The 19061-nt window shown below is 62.1% G+C and carries 20 protein-coding genes and 1 pseudogene; 11 read left to right on the forward strand and 10 right to left on the reverse strand.

Translation table 11 applies throughout. The features are described 5' to 3' along the window. Window positions 1-39: 39 nt before the first annotated feature. Both R6254_RS11975 and egtB read left to right on the forward strand, forming a co-directional pair. The gene (locus R6254_RS11975; RefSeq protein WP_318407046.1) at window positions 40-795 is read left to right on the forward strand and encodes a sulfurtransferase; all 756 of its coding nucleotides are present in this window, start codon (window positions 40-42) and stop codon (window positions 793-795) included. A gap of 73 nt (window positions 796-868) precedes the next feature. Further along, complete coding sequence (gene egtB / locus R6254_RS11980; RefSeq protein ID WP_318407048.1) at window positions 869-2197, forward strand: ergothioneine biosynthesis protein EgtB; 1329 nt, start codon at window positions 869-871, stop codon at window positions 2195-2197. A 104-nt stretch (window positions 2198-2301) separates the two neighbouring features. Here the strand turns inward: egtB and R6254_RS11985 are convergent, their stop codons facing one another. The 6 genes from R6254_RS11985 to R6254_RS12010 all read right to left on the reverse strand — a co-directional run bounded on the left by R6254_RS11985 (window position 2302) and on the right by R6254_RS12010 (window position 6514). Further along, the gene (locus R6254_RS11985; protein ID WP_318407050.1) at window positions 2302-2997 is read right to left on the reverse strand and encodes a DUF599 domain-containing protein; all 696 of its coding nucleotides are present in this window, start codon (window positions 2995-2997) and stop codon (window positions 2302-2304) included. A gap of 30 nt (window positions 2998-3027) precedes the next feature. Continuing rightward, entirely contained in the window at window positions 3028-3912 is an 885-nt protein-coding gene (locus tag R6254_RS11990) for a pirin family protein (protein WP_318407052.1), read from the reverse strand. Then, window positions 3909-4316 (reverse strand): OsmC family protein, encoded by a 408-nt coding sequence (locus tag R6254_RS11995; protein WP_318407053.1) that lies wholly within the window; start codon window positions 4314-4316, stop codon window positions 3909-3911. Before R6254_RS11995 ends, R6254_RS11990 begins: the two co-directional genes overlap by 4 nt. Before the next feature lie 75 nt (window positions 4317-4391). Beyond that, a complete protein-coding gene (locus R6254_RS12000) occupies window positions 4392-4946 on the reverse strand; it encodes a flavodoxin family protein (RefSeq protein ID WP_318407055.1) in 555 nt (184 codons plus the stop codon). A gap of 350 nt (window positions 4947-5296) precedes the next feature. Continuing rightward, entirely contained in the window at window positions 5297-5692 is a 396-nt protein-coding gene (locus R6254_RS12005) for a DoxX family protein (protein ID WP_318407057.1), read from the reverse strand. 120 nt (window positions 5693-5812) lie between these two features. After that, a complete protein-coding gene (locus R6254_RS12010; RefSeq protein ID WP_318407058.1) occupies window positions 5813-6514 on the reverse strand; it encodes a pirin family protein in 702 nt (233 codons plus the stop codon). Between the two features lie 116 nt (window positions 6515-6630). On the opposite strand from R6254_RS12010, the gene R6254_RS12015 reads away from it, so the two are divergent. From R6254_RS12015 to R6254_RS12035, 5 genes are all read left to right on the forward strand, one after another. After that, window positions 6631-7629: a LysR family transcriptional regulator gene (locus R6254_RS12015; protein ID WP_318407060.1), complete on the forward strand. Its 999-nt coding sequence runs from the start codon at window positions 6631-6633 to the stop codon at window positions 7627-7629. A gap of 9 nt (window positions 7630-7638) precedes the next feature. After that, the gene (locus R6254_RS12020) at window positions 7639-8775 is read left to right on the forward strand and encodes an NAD(P)/FAD-dependent oxidoreductase (RefSeq protein ID WP_412103156.1); all 1137 of its coding nucleotides are present in this window, start codon (window positions 7639-7641) and stop codon (window positions 8773-8775) included. Window positions 8776-8931: 156 nt separating this feature from the next. Further along, window positions 8932-9903, forward strand: a complete 972-nt coding sequence (gene gluQRS, locus R6254_RS12025; protein WP_318407062.1) for a tRNA glutamyl-Q(34) synthetase GluQRS — start codon at window positions 8932-8934, stop codon at window positions 9901-9903. Further along, the gene (gene trmB, locus R6254_RS12030) at window positions 9875-10645 is read left to right on the forward strand and encodes a tRNA (guanosine(46)-N7)-methyltransferase TrmB (protein ID WP_412103157.1); all 771 of its coding nucleotides are present in this window, start codon (window positions 9875-9877) and stop codon (window positions 10643-10645) included. Before gluQRS ends, trmB begins: the two co-directional genes overlap by 29 nt. Window positions 10646-10686: 41 nt before the next feature. Continuing rightward, window positions 10687-11556 carry a pseudouridine synthase gene (locus tag R6254_RS12035; RefSeq protein ID WP_318407065.1) on the forward strand — a complete coding sequence of 290 codons (870 nt, stop codon included), beginning with the start codon at window positions 10687-10689 and terminating at the stop codon, window positions 11554-11556. An 11-nt stretch (window positions 11557-11567) separates the two neighbouring features. On the opposite strand, the gene R6254_RS12040 is transcribed toward R6254_RS12035, so the two are convergent. Beyond that, window positions 11568-12584, reverse strand: coding sequence for a Bug family tripartite tricarboxylate transporter substrate binding protein (locus R6254_RS12040; protein WP_318407067.1), 1017 nt, complete (start codon window positions 12582-12584; stop codon window positions 11568-11570). A 75-nt stretch (window positions 12585-12659) separates the two neighbouring features. Next, the gene (locus tag R6254_RS12045; protein ID WP_318407069.1) at window positions 12660-13127 is read right to left on the reverse strand and encodes a DUF3237 domain-containing protein; all 468 of its coding nucleotides are present in this window, start codon (window positions 13125-13127) and stop codon (window positions 12660-12662) included. 72 nt (window positions 13128-13199) lie between these two features. Here R6254_RS12045 and R6254_RS12050 point away from each other — a divergent pair, with 72 nt between their 5' ends. Continuing rightward, complete coding sequence (locus R6254_RS12050; protein ID WP_318407071.1) at window positions 13200-14012, forward strand: helix-turn-helix transcriptional regulator; 813 nt, start codon at window positions 13200-13202, stop codon at window positions 14010-14012. A gap of 24 nt (window positions 14013-14036) precedes the next feature. Here the strand turns inward: R6254_RS12050 and R6254_RS12055 are convergent, their stop codons facing one another. Continuing rightward, the gene (locus tag R6254_RS12055; RefSeq protein ID WP_318407072.1) at window positions 14037-15146 is read right to left on the reverse strand and encodes a transglutaminase-like domain-containing protein; all 1110 of its coding nucleotides are present in this window, start codon (window positions 15144-15146) and stop codon (window positions 14037-14039) included. A gap of 273 nt (window positions 15147-15419) precedes the next feature. Here R6254_RS12055 and R6254_RS12060 point away from each other — a divergent pair, with 273 nt between their 5' ends. Continuing rightward, on the forward strand, window positions 15420-16565 hold the full coding sequence (locus R6254_RS12060) for a hypothetical protein (RefSeq protein ID WP_318407074.1): 1146 nt from the start codon (window positions 15420-15422) through the stop codon (window positions 16563-16565). A 17-nt stretch (window positions 16566-16582) separates the two neighbouring features. On the opposite strand, the gene R6254_RS12065 is transcribed toward R6254_RS12060, so the two are convergent. Continuing rightward, on the reverse strand, window positions 16583-17134 hold the full coding sequence (locus tag R6254_RS12065; RefSeq protein ID WP_318407075.1) for a TlpA family protein disulfide reductase: 552 nt from the start codon (window positions 17132-17134) through the stop codon (window positions 16583-16585). Between the two features lie 163 nt (window positions 17135-17297). On the opposite strand from R6254_RS12065, the gene egtD reads away from it, so the two are divergent. Beyond that, the gene (gene egtD / locus R6254_RS12070) at window positions 17298-18317 is read left to right on the forward strand and encodes an L-histidine N(alpha)-methyltransferase (RefSeq protein WP_318407077.1); all 1020 of its coding nucleotides are present in this window, start codon (window positions 17298-17300) and stop codon (window positions 18315-18317) included. Between the two features lie 468 nt (window positions 18318-18785). Beyond that, window positions 18786-19061 (forward strand): annotated as a pseudogene (locus R6254_RS12075) (IS110 family transposase); the annotation flags it as partial.

A 19061-nucleotide genomic window follows, 5' to 3' on the forward strand; every position in this document is an offset into this window, starting at 1 on the left:
CCGCCTGTCGCCGTGGCCTTGCCTACAATCAGGCGCAACATGCAGATTCTGAACATCGCCGCCTATAAATTCATCGCCCTGGACCACCTTGCCGACTTGCAAGCGGCGCTTCTGGAAGCGGCGCAAGCCCGCGTCCTGCGTGGCACCGTGCTGCTCGCGGAAGAAGGCATCAACTTGTTTCTGGCCGCCGGCAGCAGCGACATTCATGATTTTTTGGCATGGCTGCGTAGTGATGGCCGTTTCCAGGACCTGGAAGTCAAGGAAAGCTGGTCCACGGCCCAGCCTTTTCGCAAGCTGCTGGTCAAGATCAAGCCGGAAATCATCCGCATGGACCACCCGGCCATCCGGCCCTCGGCGGGGCGCGCGCCTTCGGTGGACGCGGCCACACTCAAACGCTGGCTGGACAAAGGGCATGACGATGACGGCCGACCCGTCGTCACCCTGGACACGCGCAATGACTTTGAGGTCGATGTCGGCACCTTCCAACAGGCCATCGATTGGCGCATCACCAAATTCACCGAGTTCCCGCAGGCCTTGCTGGACCACCGCGATGAATTGCGCGAAAAAACCGTGGTGAGTTTTTGCACAGGCGGCATACGCTGCGAAAAAGCCGCGATTTTCATGCAGGAGGCCGGCCTGCAGCATGTGTACCAGCTGGACGGCGGCATTCTGAAATATTTTGAAGTGAATGGCCACGACCATTTTGACGGTGAGTGTTTTGTCTTCGACGAGCGCCGGGCACTGGATCCGGCGCTGGCGCCCAAGGTGAATGTCGGCGCCTTGTCTGACAGCTGAGACGCTCAAACCGTGAAAAGCTGTTAGACCCGCCGACATCCCGTCAGCAGCCCGTCTCAACCGGTCCTTCACCATGCCTTCACCCCACCCTGCCCCACATGCCGGCCTGCTGGCGTCCAGCCTGGCGCAACGTTTTCAGCAAGTCCGTGGGCAGACCGAAGCCCTGATTCAGCCGCTGAGCGCCGAAGATTGCCAACTGCAGTCCATGCCCGATGCCAGTCCGGCCAAATGGCATCTGGCCCACCTGACCTGGTTTTTTGAAACTTTTATCCTGGAACGATTTGAAACTGCCTTCCAAGCTTTTGATGCCAGCTTCCGGGTCTTGTTCAACAGCTATTACAACGGCGTGGGCGACAAATACCCGCGACCACAACGCGGCCTGATCAGCCGCCCGAGCTTGCAGCAGGTGCTGGCTTATCGGGCGCAGGTGGATGAACGTGTGTTGCAACTGGTCCAGCGTCTGCAAGCCAGCCCCGATGCGCCTGACCATGCGGAGATCAACACGCTGATCACCCTGGGCCTGCAGCACGAACAGCAACACCAGGAGTTGTTACTCACCGACATCAAACACGCGCTGTCCTTCAACCCGTCGCGGCCGGCCTATGCCCGCCACTGGCCGCTGGCCGGTATCAGTCCCCAGCCCCTGCGCTGGATGGGTTTTGACGGCGGTTTGCTGGCGCATGGGTTTGACACTGCTCTAGATGGCGTCTTTGCCTTCGACAATGAAACCCCGCGCCACCAGGTTTACCTGGCGCCGTTTGAAATCGGCAGCCGCCTGGTCACCAATGGCGAAATGATGGCGTTTATAGCCGACGGTGCTTACCAGCGGCCGGACCTGTGGCTGTCCCTGGGTTGGGACTGGGTGCAAACCAGGCAGGCCACGATGCCGCTGTACTGGCAAACCAGCACAGCGGGTGAGGGCTATCGCCATTTCACATTGCAAGGCCTGGTGCAGGTCGACCCACACACGCCGGTCTGCCACCTCAATTATTTTGAAGCCGACGCCTATGCGCGCTGGGCCGGCACGCGCCTGCCGACCGAATTTGAATGGGAACTCGCCGCACGCAGCGTGCCCACCTCATCCTCGGCGCTAGGCAACTTTGTTGAAAGCGCGGCCTACCACCCGATTGCGCTGCAGCAACAAAGTATTGGCAGCCCGGTACAGATGTTTGGGGATGTGTGGGAATGGACCCAGTCCAACTACAACCCCTACCCCGGCTACAAACCTTGGGAAGGCCTGGTCGGCGAATACAACGGCAAATTCATGTGCAACCAGTTTGTGCTGCGCGGCGGCTCCTGCGCCACACCGCAAAGCCATCTCCGGGCCAGCTACCGCAACTTTTTTCCGCCCGAGGCGCAGTGGCAATTCAGCGGCCTGCGGCTGGCACGCGACATCGTCTGACGGTTTTATTTTCCACTAAGCCGTGCGCCGCGCAGGGCCGCCCCAAGCAAGCACAGCCCCCTCGGGGGCAGCGTATTACACGAAGTGAAGAACGTGGGGGCGACTTATTCACGCAGGACGCCCAGAACGTCGGAATTGAACTCGCGGTTGTAAAGAATCAAGACCACCACGGCGGTGGCGATCACAAAGGCGACGGTGGAGAAAAACCAGGCCATGATGGCGAAGCTGAAATAGTAGGCACGCAGCCCGTCGTTAAAGGTTTCAGCGGCCAGGCTCACCATGCGACTGGCCCGGGTGGCAAACACTTCGCGGTCAAATTTTTGCGCCTCAAACTCGTGCGGCGAAGGCATGGATCCAATCAGCAGCGCCACAAAGGTGTATTGGCGCATGGACCAGCTAAAGCGGAAAAAAGCGTAGACAAACACGCCCACCATCAACAAGACCTTCAGGTCAAAAATCAGCACCGAGGTGCGCACCGCAAACGGAATCTCCCGCACCAGTTCCGCGGCCTTGTCGGTTGTGCCCAGCAAGGCGAACAAACCGCCGATGATGATGATGGTGGTCGATGAAAAAAAGGCCGGCGTGCTGGACAGGTTTTGCGTGATGATGCCGTCGATCACGCGCGGATCGCGGGCGGTGGTCTGCATCAGCCAGAGATGCCGGTAGCGGTTGGTGGTGTGCAGCAAGGACGAGCGCCTGGCCCCGTAATGCCGCGCGAACCAGGCATAACCCAGCCAGCCCGAAAAAAACCAGAGCATGGCCAGCCAGTCGGTCCAGGGAAGCAGCGTGAAGATTTTCATGGCCTGATCTTAAATCCTCACACACCGGACTCAGCCCGCTACAAACTTTCGTTCAGGCAAGGGAATCCATTCCGTGTCGCCCTCGACCTGGCCCATGGTTTGGGCTTCCCACGCATCGCTGGCCTGCACAATCCGTTCCTTGCGGCTGGAGACAAAATTCCACCAGATAAAGCGGTGTCCATCCAGCGCATCGCCACCGATCACGACCCAGCGCGTCGGCGCGCTGCAGCCAATCTGCGTGACCACACCCGGTGTCAATGTGGCCAGCGTATGCGCCGCCACGGGCTCGCCGTCCAGCGTCAAATCGCCGTCCACCGCGTACACCGCCAACTCTTCGGCCAGGGCCGGTAGCGCCAAGGTCGCGCCGGCGTCCAGTTTGACGTCCAGGTAAATGGTTTTGGAAAAGGTCTTGACCGGCGAGGTCTGTCCAAAAGCCTCGCCAATCAGCACCCGCACCTCGGCCCCGCCAAGCGTCACCACGGGAATGGCCTCGGCCGGGGTGTGTGAAAACTCGGGTTCCACTTCTTCAAAGGCTTGGGGCAAGGCCGCCCACAGTTGCAGGCCATGGTTGACGTAGGCGGTGCCGCGTAAATCTTCCGGACCGCGTTCGGAATGCACAATGCCGCGCCCGGCCGTCATCCAGTTGATCGCGCCGGGCTCGATGCGCTGGACCGAGCCCACGCTGTCGCGGTGCATGATCGCGCCTTCAAACAAATAGCTCACGGTGGCCAACCCGATGTGCGGATGTGGCCGCACATCATGGGCCGCACCCGGCAACACGGTGACAGGACCGAAATGGTCAAAAAAGAGGAAAGGACCTATAGCCTGGCGCTGCGCCGAAGGCAAAAGGCGGCGCACCATGAAGCCACCGCCCAGGTCTTTGTCGTGGCCCCTCAATTGCAATTGGGCGCTCATGACAAACGCTCCACCTGCGTGGTGATTTCGGTGGTGACCGTGCTCATCAGTTTGTGCACCGGGCATTTGTGCGCGACCATTTGCAACTCCTGCAACTGGGCGTCTGTCAGATCGCCCTGCACCCGGAGTTTGGTCGCCAGGCGGTACACCCCGCTGCGCTCACCCGAGTCGTCACGCTCCACCACGGTCTGAATGTCGTCGACCGGTATGCCTTTTTTGCGGGCGTACCACATCACCGTCAGGGCCTTGCAGGCGCCCAGCGCCGCGTCGTACAAATCATGCGGGCTGGGACCAAGGTCGGCACCGCCTTCGGCTTCGGTGCCATCGACGAGCGAGACATGGCTGCGTATAGTCAAGGTCTGGGCCATGGCCGCCGAGCGCTCGCGTTTTAATTCAATCGACATGACGAACTCCTGTAGTGCAAAGAAGAAGAAACCGTTAACGGCGACCGTGCGCTACTGACTTTAACGCCGAACGCACTAAGCTTGGAAGCGTCCCGCCACCTCGGCCACACGCTGACCAAAGGCACGCGCGGACGCCAAGTCTCCCGGCAACATTTCATGGGCGCCCGCATCGGAAGGCGATTGGGCCATGGCGCCGCTGTAAGCGCCCAGGTAGTTCGGGTCATTGCGTTGCGCCGCCTTGCTGCTGCTCGGCAACACACCCTGGCTGATCCAGAGGCCACCGTGTTGCATGGCCAGCGTGAACAGGTAATTCAAGGTCGATGACTTGTCGCCATTGATCGCCGCGCTGTGGGTAAAGCCCGCAAACAGCTTGTCTTGCCAGGCCTGCGTGAACCAGAGCTTGGAAGACGCTTCGGCAAATTTCTTGAACTGCCAGCTGACATTGCCCATGTAGGTGGGCGAACCCATGATGATGGCATCGGCCGCGGCCAGGCTGTCCCATCCGCCATCCGGCAAATTGCCATCGGCATCAATCGCCAGCAGCTCGGCGCCTGCACCTTCAGCCACCGCTTGCGCCATGCGCTGGGTGTGACCGTATCCAGAGTGGTAAAGCACCACGACAGTTGTCATTCTTGTGTCCTTGGCTCAAAAAAAAAACAGGCCAGCCCTGAGAGCCTGTTCCCAATTTATAAGGGGTCGCGCAAGTGGATATTCAGGATGGGCGGCAAGGCGCAAAACCCAAGACAAGGCTGGTGGCCTTGTCTGGTTTTGCAACGCGGCAGACCGCCCGAAGATCCACTTGCCCTTCGGGTTGGGACGAAATCGGGCGATTTGCCCACCCAATCCCTGGCATGGGCCGAAGCCCATGCGGCGAGATGTTGGCGAGCAACTCATCCCGATTGCGACCCAACGCGACCCCTTATAAATCGGGAACAGGCTCTAAAAGGCTGGCCTGCGAAAAATACAACAGGCCGAACGGATTAGCGCTTGAGTTTGGCGTCCACACTCCATGCGCCCGCACCCCAGGCAGCAATGGTCAGCAGGCCACCCACAACAGCAATGTTCTTGAAGAAAGCCTGAGACTGCGAAGGGTCAGCCCAGAAGGCGTGAAAGATGAAGGTGATGACGGCGGTAAAGATGGCCAGCAAAAGCGCAGCCCAACGCGTCTGGAAACCGACCAGCAACAGCAAACCCAAACCCAGTTCAGCCGCAACGGCAATAGCAGCCGCCACTTCGGGCAGCGGCACCCCCTTGGAAGCGATGTAACCCGACACACCGGCAAAGCCGGCAATTTTTCCGTAACCGGCCGGGATAAACAGCAAGGCAATCAGAGCACGTCCGATCAGGGAGAACAGGGGTTGAAGTGAGTTAAGCATGGAAAGCCCTTTATGAAAAATTGTCAAAAAACGAAAAGATAAACCCAAGCGTCGGTGCGCGCAAGTCAGTGTGCCCGAAACGAATGAAAGTTCCGTGTCGGAGAAAGTGGCTCTGCAAATTTAGGCTGCCAGATCAAAAACCAGCACTTCGGCCTCCTTGCCGTTCGACAGCTGCAGGAGTTTTTCTGCTTCGAGTTTCGCCGCATCACCGGCGTGCAAGGTCTGGCCATTGACCTGCAACTCGCCACGCACCAGATGCACATAGGTCTTGCGTCGCGGGTTCAGCGCCAACTCGGCGGTTTCGTCGCCATCGAACAAACCGGCATAAAGTTTGGCATCGGCATGCACCGTCACTGAATCCTGAGCACCGTCGTTCGAAGCAACCAACCGCAGCTTGCCGCGTTTTTCACTGGTATCAAACGTCTTTTGCTCGTAGCCGGGCCGTATGCCCTCGACATTCGGTTCGATCCAGATTTGCAGGAAATGTGTGGTTTCATCTTTCGCGTGGTTGAACTCGCTGTGCTGGATGCCGGTGCCGGCGCTCATGCGCTGCACGTCGCCGGGCGGAATGGACGCGCCGTTGCCTATGCTGTCCTGGTGCCCAACCGCGCCACTCAACACGTAGCTGATGATCTCCATGTCCCGGTGGCCATGGGTGCCAAAACCCGTGCCCGGTGCGATGCGGTCTTCGTTGATGACACGCAAATTGCCAAAACCCATGTGGGCCGGATCGTGGTAACCGGCAAAGGAAAACGAGTGGTAAGACTTGAGCCAACCGTGGTCGGCGTAACCGCGTTCGGCGGAAGTTCGCAATGTCAACATAGGGGCCGTCCTTTCGGGAATGAAATGCTGTTTGAATGACTCCAATGTAGGTCTCCTGACCCGATTGATCCTTGTTGCCAATTGATGGCATCATTCAAATTATTTGAACCAATACCATGCACAGCGGCCGTGATGTCCTGACTCCTGAAGCGCTTCGCCTGATCGAAACCGTGGACCGTACCGGTAGCCTGGCCGCGGCCGCACGCGAACTCGGCGTGGTGCCCAGCGCGCTGACTTATCGCGTGCGGCAAATCGAGGACGCGCTGGATGTGTTGCTGTTTGACCGCTCCTCGCGCCAGGCCCGGCTGACCGAAGCCGGCCACGAGTTGCTGCGTGAAGGCAATCGCCTGCTGATCGAACTCGACGCCGTGGCGCATCGCGTGAAACGGGTCGCCACCGGCTGGGAGCCGCAACTCACCATCACCGCCGATGGCCTGATCTCCAGCACCGCGCTGTTCGAGCTGTGCGAGGCTTTTTATGCCCTGAACCCGCCGACCCGGCTGCGGATACGCGCCGAAACACTGTCCGGCACCTGGGAAACCCTGGTGCAGGGCCAAGCCGATCTGGCCATCGGCTGCGTGGTGGAAGTCACCCAGTCCAGCGGCATTCTGAACCAGCCCATGGGCGATGTGCCTTTTGTGTTTGTGGTGGCGCCGCACCACCCACTGGCCAAGATCAGCGGCAGCATCAGTGACGCGCAACTGCAGCAACACCGGGCGGTGGCCGTGGCCGACACCACCTTGCGCGGCAGCGGCATCAGCATCGGTTTGCTGGGCGGCCAGGATGTGCTGACGGTGCCGACCATGCAATACAAACTGGAAGCCCAGTTGCGTGGCCTGGGTTGTGGTTTTTTGCCCGACTACCTGGCGCGGCCTTACATCGACACCGGGCGACTGGTGGTCAAGCTGGTGGACCGGCCGCGCCGCGTGGTCGCCATGAGTTACGCCTGGCGCGGCCACAACAACACAGCGCCTGCACCCGTCAAAAAAAGCAGCAAAACCGCTGGCGAGCCGAGCCGGCCACCACAAAACGGCCGCGCCTTGAGCTGGTGGCTGGCGCAACTGGCTCGCCCGCAAACACGATTGGCATTGCTGGAGCGCCATCACAACGTGTAGAGTGCAGACATGACCGCAAAATCAAAACCCGCCAAGAAACCCTCCAAAAGTACTTCGGCGCCCGCCGCGAAGCGGGCCGCACCGGCGGCGCCCCCGGCCATGCGAGCGGCACTGCGGCACTATGCTGTGGTGGGTGCGGGTATTGCGGGCGTGGCCTGCGCACGCACGCTGGTACAAGCCGGCCACCGCGTGACGGTGTTTGAACAACACGCCAGCCCCGGCGGCCGCATGGCCACGCAGCACACCAATTTTGGCGATTTTGACCACGGCACCCAGTACTTCACCGTGCGCGATGCGCGCTTCGAAAAAGCGCTGGCCACCAGCACCGGCCTGGTCCGGCCCTGGAGCGCCAACACCGTGCGTATTCTGGACGAAGCCGGCCGCGTGGTGGCGTCCTCGCTGCCGTCCAAGGAAGCCCATTGGGTCGCGACACCGGGCATGAATGCGCTGGTCAAACAATGGGCCCAGCCGCTGGCCGCCAGCGGTGCACTGACCCTGGAAACCCAGGTGATCCGTATGGAAGCCGACAAGCTGCATCCCGAGCTCTGGCAGCTGCAGACCGACGGCCCGGGCGCCCGCAGCCGCGTCTACTCTGGCTTCGACGCCGTGGTGATGGCCGTGCCCTCGCCGCAGGCCCATGCCTTGCTGCTGAGTTCACAGCAAGGCCAGGCCCTGATGCCAGCCCTCAGCGGCGTCGGCATCGCCCCTTGCTGGACCCTGATGCTGGCCTTCCCGCAAGCGCTGCAGCCCACGCTGCCGCACCTGGGCCCGCAGTGGAATGCCGCCCGCAGCACACATCACCGCATCGCCTGGCTGGCGCGGGAATCGTCCAAGCCCGGACGCAGCGCTATCGAACGCTGGACTGTGCAGGCCAGCCCCGAGTGGTCCGAACGCCACCTGGAAGACGACGCCGAACGTGTCAAAGCCAAGCTGCTCAAGGCCTTCACCGAAGTCACCGGCATACGCGCCCAACCCCACCACGCTGCGGTGCACCGCTGGCGCCATGCCCAGACCACCCAGACCCTGGGCAAGTCGCATTTGTGGGACGCCAAATCGCGCATAGGCAGCTGCGGCGACTGGTGCCTGGGCCACCGGGTGGAAGACGGTTTTGTCTCCGGCCTGGAAATGGCGCTGGCTATTTGTTAGCCCCCACGGTTGCTCACTGCGTGTAGCGCCCTGCCCCACTAGGGGGCCGCTGCGCCTGCGGCCTGGCAAAGCCAGTCCCGCGGCCCCTGCTGGCGTGAAGAGAACGTCCGGTGCGGCGGCCTTTGAAGTTTGCCTCGACACCATTCCATCCTGTCCATGGTTTCTCATTTGTCCGGCTATAAGGGAAGATTCGCCCCCTCACCCACCGGCCCCTTGCATGCGGGCTCACTGGTCGCTGCGCTCGCCAGCTGGCTGGACGCTCGCGCCCATGGCGGCACCTGGCTGGTGCGCATCGAAGACGTGGACACACCGCGTTGTGTGCCGGGCGCCGATGCCATCATCCTGCAGCAACTGGCCGCTTGCGGCCTGCAACCCGACGTACCGCCGCTGTACCAGTCGCAGCGCAGCGCCTTTTACCAAACAGCGCTCGATGCCCTGATCGCCGGGCAACGCGCTTACCCTTGCGGCTGCACCCGTCAGGACATTGCACGGGCACTGGCTGAGAGCGGACAAGCCCGTCCCCGCCACGCCGAGCTGGTCTATCCCGGCACCTGTCGCCAGGGCTTGCAGGGCCGGCCCGCACGGGCCTGGCGCTTGCTGACCGAATTTCTTACGGAAAATAGGCCTCCAGCCCAGACAGGACGGGCGCAAGAAGCTACGGATTTCATAGCGAGTTCAAACGTGCTCTGGCATGACCGCCGCCTGGGCGTGCAGCAACAACAGGTCGCTCAGGCCGTGGGCGACTTCGTGCTCAAACGCGCCGACGGCTGGTGGGCTTACCAGCTGGCCGTGGTGGTGGATGACGGCGCGCAAAACATCAGCGACGTGGTGCGCGGCGAAGACCTGACCGACAACACCGCCCGCCAGATATTGCTGCAAGGCGTACTGGGTTTGCCCACGCCGCGTTACCTGCATGTGCCGCTGGTGCGTGGCGCCAACGGTGAAAAGTTGTCCAAACAGAACGGCGCCCAGCCGCTCAACACCAACCAACCGCTGGCCAGCCTGGCGGCCGCCGGCTTGGTGCTGGGCCTGCAGGTGGCCGGCGCCAGCAGCGTTGCCGACTGGCTGGCCCAGGCTGTGCCGCAGTGGGCAGCCCTTCATGGGCGTGAGCAAGCCGCGCAGCCGTAAAATCACGGCTGTGACTGAAACTACTCCCCCCAGCGACCCGGCCGCCCCCGCGCCGGATACCGCCCACCACCGCACCATCCGCAGCTTTGTACGCCGCACCGGCCGCACCACGCTCGGCCAGGCCAAGGCCTTTGAGGACGTGGGCCCGAAATACCTGCTGCCCTACACGCCAAACGCGATTGATTTTGCAGCGACCTACGCCCGTTCCGCGCCTGTCATCCTTGAAATCGGCTTTGGCATGGGTGAAGCCACGGCGCACATTGCGGCGCTGATGCCAGAGAAAAATTTTCTCTGCTGCGAAGTCCACACCCCGGGCGTGGGCGCACTGCTCAAACGCATCGCCGAGCAGGACCTGACCAACATCCGCATCTTGCAACACGACGCGGTGGAAGTGCTGGAACACATGTTGCCGCCGCACAGCCTGGACGGCGTGCACATCTTTTTCCCCGACCCCTGGCACAAGAAAAAACACAACAAGCGCCGCCTGATCCAGCCGCCGCTGATTGCGCAGCTGGTCACACGCATCAAGCCCGGTGGTTACCTGCATTGCGCCACCGACTGGCAGCCCTATGCCGAGCAGATTCTGGAAGTCCTGAGCGCCCAACCCCTGCTGAAAAACACCGCAGACGTATCCAGCGACGGTTATGCCGCCAAGCCCCATTACCGCCCGTTGACCAAGTTCGAGAACCGCGGCATCAAGCTCGGGCACGGCGTCTGGGACCTGGTGTTCGAACGCGTGTGAAAGAGCGGCTCGCGCTCGGCGGTCTTCCTATACGCGCAGGCGTGAGCCCGAGTTGTGTCAGCCTGCCCGGCGGCGACTGGCCCACCCTGACCGAGTTTCTGGTGCAGCGCTTTCCGGCGATTTCGCGCGCGGTCTGGCTGGAGCGTATGGCCGGCGGCGAGGTGATCGATGAGTTCGGCCAGCCCGTCACGCCGGACCGCCCTTACCAGGGCCACATGCGGCTGTATTACTACCGCGCATTGCCGCCCGAAACCCGCATCCCGTTTGAGGAAAAACTGCTGTTCCAGGATGCCCACCTGGTGGCGGTCGACAAGCCGCATTTTTTGCCGGTCACGCCCTCGGGCCACTACCTGCAGGAAACCCTGCTGGTGCGCCTGAAAAACCGGCTGGGCCTGGACGGCCTGAGCCCGATTCACCGGATTGACCGGGAGACCGCCGGCGTGGTGTTGTTTTCGGTGCAGCCGCAGGAGCGGGCCGCGTACCAGGATTTGTTCCGGCAACGCGAGGTCGACAAGTCGTATCAAGCCATCGCGCCCTGGCGGGCCGATCTGAGCTTTCCGCGCATCAGCCGCAGCCGCATCGTCGAGGGTCAGCCTTTTTTTCGCCAGGCCGAAGTGCCTGGCCTGCCCAACAGCGAAACCCACATTGAGGTGCTGGAGGTCAGCGGGCCGCTGGCGCGTTACGGCCTGAGCCCGGTGACCGGTAAAAAACACCAGTTGCGTGTACACATGTATGCACTGGGCCTGCCCATCGTCAATGACCGCGTCTACCCGCCGCTGGACCCGACGCCCGACGACGACTACCGCTACCCGCTGCAGTTGCTGGCAAAAGCCATCGCTTTTGACGACCCCTTCAGCGGCGAAGTGCGGCGATTTGAAAGCCGGCAACAGCTGGTGTTGCCACCGGCCTGACACGCCAGGACTCAGTCGGCCTTGAAGCCTGTGGCCGCCACGGCTTTGCCCCAGGTCACCGTGTCGGCGGCGATGATGCGCTCGAACTCCTCGCGGCTGGTGCCGGTCACACGAAAGCCCGCATCTTCCATCTTCCTCCGGCCCTCGGGTGCTGTGACCGCCTTGCGCACATCGGCACTCAACTTCGCAACAATCTCGGCCGGTGTTCTGGCGGGGGCCACGATGCCGAACCAGGACGTGAATGTCAGGTCGGGGTAGCCCTGCTCCTTGATGGTCGGCACATCCGGCAGGGCCGCCGCACGCACGGCGCCAGTGGATCCCAGCGCCACCAGCTTGCCCGATTTGACCTGCGGCGCCGCCAGCCCGACGCTGGCGAACACCCCCTGCACATCGCCGCTGTACAGGCCACCGAGCGCATCCGCCGTGTTCTTGTAATGCACGGCTTCGGGCTTGAGCTTGACGGCATCGCCGAACATGAAGGCGCCGAAGTGGCCCGGCGTTCCCGCGCCGAACGTGGCCATGAACAGACCCTTTTGCCGCTGCGTCCAGCCGACAAAATCCTTCACGTTACGGGACGGCACTTTCTGCGGATTGACCAGCAGCACGAAGTCGGAGCTCACCACCTGGCTGACCGGGATGAAGTCTTTCACCGGGTCGTAGGGCAGCTTGCTGTAGCTGCTGGGCGCGATGCTCAGTTGGCCGGTTTCGCCCAGCATGAGGGTATAGCCGTCCGGTGCAGCGCGGGCTGCCTCGCCGGCAGCGATCAACCCGCCGGCGCCCGGCTTGTTGTCCACCACCACACCCATGCCGCCCCAGCCTTCGGATAGTTTTTGCGCCAGCAGTCGCGCCACAATGTCGGGGCCTGTGCCAGCCGGGAACCCAACGATGATACGCACCGGCCGGACCGGGTAGTTGCCTTGCGCCTGCGCCTGCGCCTGCGCGCCGGCGGCGCAGGCCAACACGGCCAGCGCCGCCAGTGCGGCGCGGCGGGAGGTCGATGCGGGAAATGTCGATGTGAAAGTTTTCATGGTTTTGTCTCCTGAACATTGAAATAAATCGGGGCACCCCGCCGGCACGTCCCGTCAAGGCGCTTGGCAAAAAACTCAGGCCACTTCAAAGAAGCGCATGACAACCTGGTCGGGATGGCGTGCACCCGTGCCCACAAACAGGCGCTCGCTGATCCAGCCCAAGGCTGTCGATGCCGTTTCAAAACGCGGGCTGCAGCGGAAATAGACCTGGGCTGCATCCACCGCTTCGCCGCGCACCAGCGCCGCCATGAACTCCGGCGCTGCGGTGCGCACCGCATGGTTTTGCACGTAGATCAGGTCACCCGCATCGGTTTCCAGCACATAGCGGGCGTCGAGCTCGGCCAGCCGGTCGTTGACGATGAGCTGGAAGTCGGCCCCGCCCGGCAACACACGCGCCTGCCAGCCGTCGCCGCAGGCCTGCCCACCCAGGATCGGAATCAGCCGGCGCAGGCCGTGGACGGTGCGGCCAACTTCCTGCGGCCGGTCTACCTGGACCGACAGGTCGGCAAAAAAACGAAGGGAAGGGGTGGGCAACTCATGCATGCGGCCTAGCGTAAGTCCGGTGGCGCCGGAGCGCTGTCATCCCTGAAGATGACGGCTTATGGAGGTTTTCGCATGAGACAGTGGACACTGGACAGTAGCCCGGCACGCACCAGCCCGGGCCAGGCCCTGGCCGGGCTGATCGGCCGACTGGGTGAAAAGCGTTTCGAGTCCTCGTTGCTGGAACAACTGCAACCGCTGGTGCCGGCAGCCTCCTGCTCGATTTACCGCACCGGCCGCAACTGCGCGCCGCGCCTGTTCATGTCGGCCAGCTACGGCGTGCGCGACACCACCCGCGATTGCTGGCAGGCCTACCTGTCCGGCCCTTACATCAGTGACCGCACGCTTGTGCGCGATGCCGCGGACAGCCACCAGGCGCTGCTGTGCCACATCACCGCGTCCGAGGTGCCAGTGGAACACCGGGCCCGCGTATACGAGGCGCACGGCGTGGCGGAGCGCCTGTCGGTGGTGCAGCAGGCGGCCGGCGCGCTGTTCGCCGTCAATTTTTACCGGCACGAGCACCAGCGCCCCTTCAACGACGCGGCGCTGGGCCATTTCGAGAGCATGGCGCCGGCACTGCTGTCGCTGACCCAAAAACACATTGCCCTGGCCGACTCCATGGAGGAAGCCGGTTCAGCGCTGCTGTACTGGCGCCAGCAACTGCACCGGCGGTATACGGCACTGACACCGCGCGAACTCGATGTGTGCGCACGCCTGCTGCTCGGCATGACGCAGGAAGGCATTGCCTGCGACCTGCAACTGAGCATGCCGACGGTCAAGACCTACCGCAACCGAGCCTTTGCACGACTGGGCATCCACTTTCGCAACCAGCTGTTTGCGCTGCTGCATACACCGGCATCGGCAGGCCCGGAGGACGGCGTGGGTTGAACCGTCCGAAGCGCGCAAGCCTTGTCAGGCGGTGATTTCTTTGGCCGTGATCTGGTACTTGAAATCGTCGGGCGCGTAGGAGTCAAAACGCCCGGCTGCGTTTTCGGCCACCGGATACATGAAGAAGCCGAGCTTTTCCTGCGTTGAATTGGGCAGCGCAATGTCGTGCGCGGTGTTGTAACCCATCCAGTTGCCTTCCCAGCCGCCGAACAAGGCCTTGTTGACAGGCGCGACCACCGGGTTGGTGGTGTTTTTGATCCAGTCGGCGGTTTCCAGGCGCATGACCTTGGCCACGTCGGCCGGGTCCATCGCCACCCAGCCGTAACTCTTGAGGAAAACTTCCGAGCGGCAATGTTGCGCGCCCTTGAGGCTGGCCGGGTTGCCGCTCAATTCCTTGTAGCCAAAAGCCGAAGGCACGAGGCGGATGCCGTAGACGTCGCGCGCCGGGATGCCGACCGAGCGGCACAGGCCAACAAACAAGGCGTTCAGGTCGGCGCATTTGCCGCCCAGGTTGCCGGTCTCCAGCATGGTCTTGATGTCGCCTTCGCCGCAGCCGCGCACCTTGGGGTCGCGGTAGGTGTTGGCCACGATCCAGTCGTAAAGTTTCTGGGTTTTTTCGACGTCGGTTTTGGCACCGCGAATCGCCTGCTGGGCCGTGGTGCGCACGATGCCATCGGTCGGCAAAAACTTGGTCGGGCGGGTGAAATAACGCAAGGTGTCCGCGTCTTCGCGCACCGCGGTTTTCTGCGCCCAGTCGATGGCGCGGCCCTGGGTCTGCACCTTGCTGGTCAGCTCGACAAAAGGCTGGGCCTGGCCGGCAGCGAACTCGGCGTACAACATTTTTGCGCCGTCCACACCGTCGTCGGTCAGGTCGGTTTTGCCGTTGCTGGTGAAGCTGTTGCCCTGCGAACGCTGGTAGTCGCTGTTGACAGAAGGAATCGGCAACCAGACCTTGGTCACGCCCTGCGGCTTGACGATGTCGACACGTGTCGTCACCTCGAAGGTGCGCCAGGCGCCGCTTTGCGGCACGAACTCGCGGCGGGCCGGAGCTTGCGCAAAATTGATAGCGGGAAATGCAGCAGCCATGGCGGCTGCAGCGGTATTTTTCAGGAAGGTGCGGCGTACGGTGGTCATGAAGAGAACTCCGGGTGGTGGTGGGGCGACGTGACCGGGCATGACAAGGTGCGCCGGGGTGTCCGTGCGGCGCAGGGAAATCCCCCTGAGCCGAGGGCGCAATTATCGTCGTTTTCCCCCGGCAGCACCGTCAAGCCAGCACCTCTTCCGCCCCCGCATGGACGGGTAAATCCCTAGAAAAGGCTGGGTTATATTTATCTCGCAGCCGCCGCCGATGACACGGACAGAGCGGCCCACAACAACGATGAGATAACGCGGGAGGCAAGAGCGCGCATGGACGCATGGGACACAACAACAGGGCCACTGGGCGGGGTCCTGCTTCGGGGCGGCGCGGACCAGGGCCTGGCGGCCGCGCAGCACTTGCTGCTGACGCAACTGGACGCGACCAATCTGGCACCCTGGGTCGTCGGCCGTCAGGGCATGGATGAAGCGGGCCCCTACCTACAGTTCAGTCTGAACGTGATTCAGACGGCCGCCTGGGCACCGGGGCAAGACACCCTGGGCCTGAGCCAAAGGCTGCAACTCGACACAGAACACCGGCCGTCTGACCTCACGCGTGAAATCGTGCTGGCCTTGCTGATGGGACCGGTGGTGGTGACTTTTCCCGGTATCGCCGAGCTGGTGTCGGCCGTGCGTATCCGGCACAACATCGTGCAGGCGGCCCGCAAAACCACCTTGGCCTTTCACACCAGCCAGGCGGAACGGCCGGAAGACTGCTGGACCTACAAGGAAGACTGCGGTTTTGTGATCCTGCCCGGCGTGCCGCTGCTGGCGGCCCTGGCCAAGGCAACCCAGCCCGAGGTGTCGGGCGCGCTGTATTCCTTCTCGTGTTACCGCGCCACCGAATACGTGATGCTGCTGGGCATTGCGGAGGAACTGCTGCATTGCAACCCTGTGTTGTTCAGGCAACTGCAGCAACTCTGGACCGAGCGGCCCATCATGTCGGGCGAGTTTCATGAGGTTTTTTTGCGCGAGCAGGGCTCCATGGCGCAACCCCTGCCGCCGCGTTATTTTGTGCCCGGCGACAGGATCTGGTTTCGCAACCCCGATGCCGCGTCGTCAGAGGCCTCGGGTTACGAAGGCTCCTGGGTCATCTACCTGGGCGGCGGCCTGTTCAGCAATTTCTGGAAACGCCACAAGCCTTATACGTTGAGCGACAAGTGCCTGGAGATTTACCACTGGCGCCACGCCTTATATCGGGATGCGCAGGGCCACGAACGTATCGACGAAGACAAGGTTGAAGCGCTGGTGGCGACCACGCAGCAGGATGCGGCGGAAGTGAAACGCATCCTGAACTTGATGCAGCGTTACCGCGAACCGCGCGGGGTTTACCAGGACGGTGGATGTATGGACACCACCCGCGAATTTTCGCGCTGGGTTCATCCTGGGACGGCAGACATGGTGCTGCCTCTTCAATAAAACCCGAGGCGCGGCTTCTAGCTTTTTAGCAAGGCTTCAATCAACTGCGCCGCCTGCGGACCGGTCCAGTCCATCTCGCCCTGCACACGCTGGCGTGGCCGGCCCTGGCGGTCTATCAGCAACGTCGTTGGAAACACCTTGACGCCCCAGGCGCGTGCGGCCTGGCCTTGCGGGTCCAGCAGCACCGGCAGGCTCAGGCCGGTGGTCGCGGCAAACTGCATGGCGCGTGTCGGGTGTTCCTTGAAATTGAGGGCCAACACCAGCAGCTTGTCGGGGCCATACAAATCGGCGATCTGCTGCAAGGTGGGCATTTCGGCGCGGCAAGGTTCACACCAGCTGGCCCAGAAGTTGATCAGGACCGCGCGACCTTTCAGGTCGGCCAGGCGCCAGGTTTTGCCGGTGGTGTCAACAGCCTGGAAGGCCGGCGCGACACCTTGCCAGGGCGAGACCGTGTAAGCCACATCGTTCGCGGCCAGGGCATGGCGCCCCAGCAGAGAACTGCCGGCCGCCAGCAGCGTTGATTGTAAAAATTGGCGCCTGAATTGCAGGGAATGTAAGAACGGGTTCATGCTGTTGAGCAAGGTTATCAGGAAGCCAGTACCAAGTCCTCGCACAGGGCATCCCGGGCATCAACCCGCAATCACCCGATTGCACGCAAAGCGAAACAGTCCTACAAAGGGGATGACCTGATTGCTTTTAAATCTCAGCTAGCCCTCACCAATAACAACTATTTTGAACTTAGCGCTCAAACTCCCCGATCTGGCCCTGCCGCCGGCCTCTCCACAGTTCATCGACCGCTACCGCCAATCCTCACAAGGGCAGGCGCAAAGCGCGGTGTACGAGCTGGCCGAGGGCCTGAGCGCGGCGGCGGCCAGTGTCTCGCCCAAGTATTTCTACAACGCACTGGGCTCCAAGCTGTTCGAGGCCATCACCGGCCTGGACGAGTATTACCCGACACGCACAGAAGCCGGCATTTTTGAAGCGGCCCACACCCAGATCGCCGGTGCGCTGGCCGAGGCCGGCATCACCCACCCCTGCCTGATCGACCTGGGCGCCGGCAACTGCGCCAAGGCCAGCCGCCTGATCCCGCACCTGCAGCCGCGGCAGTATGTGCCGGTGGACATTTCGGTGGACTTTCTGCGGGACGCGGCGGAGCAGCTGCAAAGCAGTTTTCCGGCGCTGGACATCGTCGGTGTTGGCATGGATTTTTCAGCCGGCCTGGTCTTGCCGCCCGAGGTGCAACAACACGACCGGGTTTTTTTCTACCCCGGCTCCAGCCTCGGCAATTTTTCACCCGAACAAGCCCTGACCTTTCTACAGCACATCGCCGACCCGGCCCAGGGCCAGGCCCGCGGCCTGCTGCTAGGCATAGACCTGGTCAAGGACAAGGCCACGCTGGAAGCCGCGTATGACGATGCGCTGGGTGTGACCGCGGCCTTCAACAAAAACCTGCTGCGCCATGTCAACAACTTGCTGGGCGCCGATTTTGATGTGCGCCAATGGCGTCATCTCGCGCTCTTCAACGAAGCCGAATCACGCATAGAAATGCATTTGCAGGCGCAGCGCAACCTGACCGTGCAGTGGCCGGGAGGTGAACGGCTTTTCCGAGGCGGTGAGCGGATACACACCGAAAGCTCTTACAAATACACGGTGGCTTCCATGTCCGCATTGTTGCGGCGTGCGGGTTTCACGCGGATCAGTTATTGGACGGATCCTGAAGACTGGTTTGCGGTTTTTTGGGCTGCGGTTTAAGACCATTGTCCGGCTGAGGCTCTCGGAGCCTTTGTCAGCTTGTGAGTTTGTGGGTCTTCCTGCAAGCCGGGTCTCGCCCCGGCGGGCGACTGTCCGGGTCCCTTCGCTTCGCTGCGGGTAGCCTGCGGTGCTCGTGAAAAGCGGGGTCTCGCTCGAACTCGCCTTCGGCTCAGACAATCGCGAGCCCTGATCCGCTTTTGCCTGCGCTCCTCGGCCCAGCCAAACGGGTTGACAAAATAATCAGAATACCAATTCGGGGAGGCATGACGCGCGCAGCGCGTCATGCCGAAACAAAGTCGGCTGTCATTCATGCACGCGCTTGCAGCACACAAGACCAAATGAAGTCCCCCTCCATCGCCCAGCGGGGCGAGGGGAATACGAAGGGACTTCCCACTTCACGGTAGCGGCATCAAGTGCCAAGATTGGGTTGTTGAATTCAATCTGAAACCTATATGAAGGAGAAGTCCCATGCGCGAGATTACACGAGTTGGCGTTGACCTGGCAAAGCACGTGATCCATGTTCACGCCGTTGATGCGGTAGGCGCGATGGTGACGAATCGGCCTTTGCCCCGCGACAAATTCATGGCCTGGTGCGCTCAACTGCCACCGGGTTGCCTGCTGGCCATGGAAGCGAGCTCCAGTGCGCACCACTGGGCCCGCAAGATGGTCGCTCTAGGATTGGATGCACGCATCATTGCGGCCCACTTGGTCGCTCCCTACCGGATGCAAGGAAAAAGTGGCAAA

This window comes from Polaromonas potterensis (assembly GCF_033446725.1).
In the GTDB taxonomy this organism is placed as follows: domain Bacteria; phylum Pseudomonadota; class Gammaproteobacteria; order Burkholderiales; family Burkholderiaceae_C; genus Polaromonas.

Excerpts from the sequence above, each read along its gene's own strand:
- R6254_RS12055 (WP_318407072.1), bottom strand. The coding sequence starts at position 15,146 with ATGACCACCGTACGCCGCACCTTCCTGAAAAATACCGCTGCAGCCGCC.
- R6254_RS12005 (WP_318407057.1), bottom strand. The coding sequence starts at position 5,692 with ATGCTTAACTCACTTCAACCCCTGTTCTCCCTGATCGGACGTGCTCTG.
- R6254_RS12045 (WP_318407069.1), bottom strand. The coding sequence starts at position 13,127 with ATGCATGAGTTGCCCACCCCTTCCCTTCGTTTTTTTGCCGACCTGTCG.
- R6254_RS12020 (WP_412103156.1), top strand. The coding sequence starts at position 7,639 with ATGACCGCAAAATCAAAACCCGCCAAGAAACCCTCCAAAAGTACTTCG.
- R6254_RS12000 (WP_318407055.1), bottom strand. The coding sequence starts at position 4,946 with ATGACAACTGTCGTGGTGCTTTACCACTCTGGATACGGTCACACCCAG.
- R6254_RS11990 (WP_318407052.1), bottom strand. The coding sequence starts at position 3,912 with ATGAGCGCCCAATTGCAATTGAGGGGCCACGACAAAGACCTGGGCGGT.
- R6254_RS12015 (WP_318407060.1), top strand. The coding sequence starts at position 6,631 with ATGCACAGCGGCCGTGATGTCCTGACTCCTGAAGCGCTTCGCCTGATC.
- gluQRS (WP_318407062.1), top strand. The coding sequence starts at position 8,932 with ATGGTTTCTCATTTGTCCGGCTATAAGGGAAGATTCGCCCCCTCACCC.
- R6254_RS12065 (WP_318407075.1), bottom strand. The coding sequence starts at position 17,134 with ATGAACCCGTTCTTACATTCCCTGCAATTCAGGCGCCAATTTTTACAA.
- R6254_RS11975 (WP_318407046.1), top strand. The coding sequence starts at position 40 with ATGCAGATTCTGAACATCGCCGCCTATAAATTCATCGCCCTGGACCAC.
- R6254_RS11985 (WP_318407050.1), bottom strand. The coding sequence starts at position 2,997 with ATGAAAATCTTCACGCTGCTTCCCTGGACCGACTGGCTGGCCATGCTC.
- R6254_RS12010 (WP_318407058.1), bottom strand. The coding sequence starts at position 6,514 with ATGTTGACATTGCGAACTTCCGCCGAACGCGGTTACGCCGACCACGGT.
- egtB (WP_318407048.1), top strand. The coding sequence starts at position 869 with ATGCCTTCACCCCACCCTGCCCCACATGCCGGCCTGCTGGCGTCCAGC.
- R6254_RS12050 (WP_318407071.1), top strand. The coding sequence starts at position 13,200 with ATGAGACAGTGGACACTGGACAGTAGCCCGGCACGCACCAGCCCGGGC.
- R6254_RS12040 (WP_318407067.1), bottom strand. The coding sequence starts at position 12,584 with ATGAAAACTTTCACATCGACATTTCCCGCATCGACCTCCCGCCGCGCC.
- trmB (WP_412103157.1), top strand. The coding sequence starts at position 9,875 with ATGGGCGTGAGCAAGCCGCGCAGCCGTAAAATCACGGCTGTGACTGAA.
- R6254_RS11995 (WP_318407053.1), bottom strand. The coding sequence starts at position 4,316 with ATGTCGATTGAATTAAAACGCGAGCGCTCGGCGGCCATGGCCCAGACC.
- R6254_RS12060 (WP_318407074.1), top strand. The coding sequence starts at position 15,420 with ATGGACGCATGGGACACAACAACAGGGCCACTGGGCGGGGTCCTGCTT.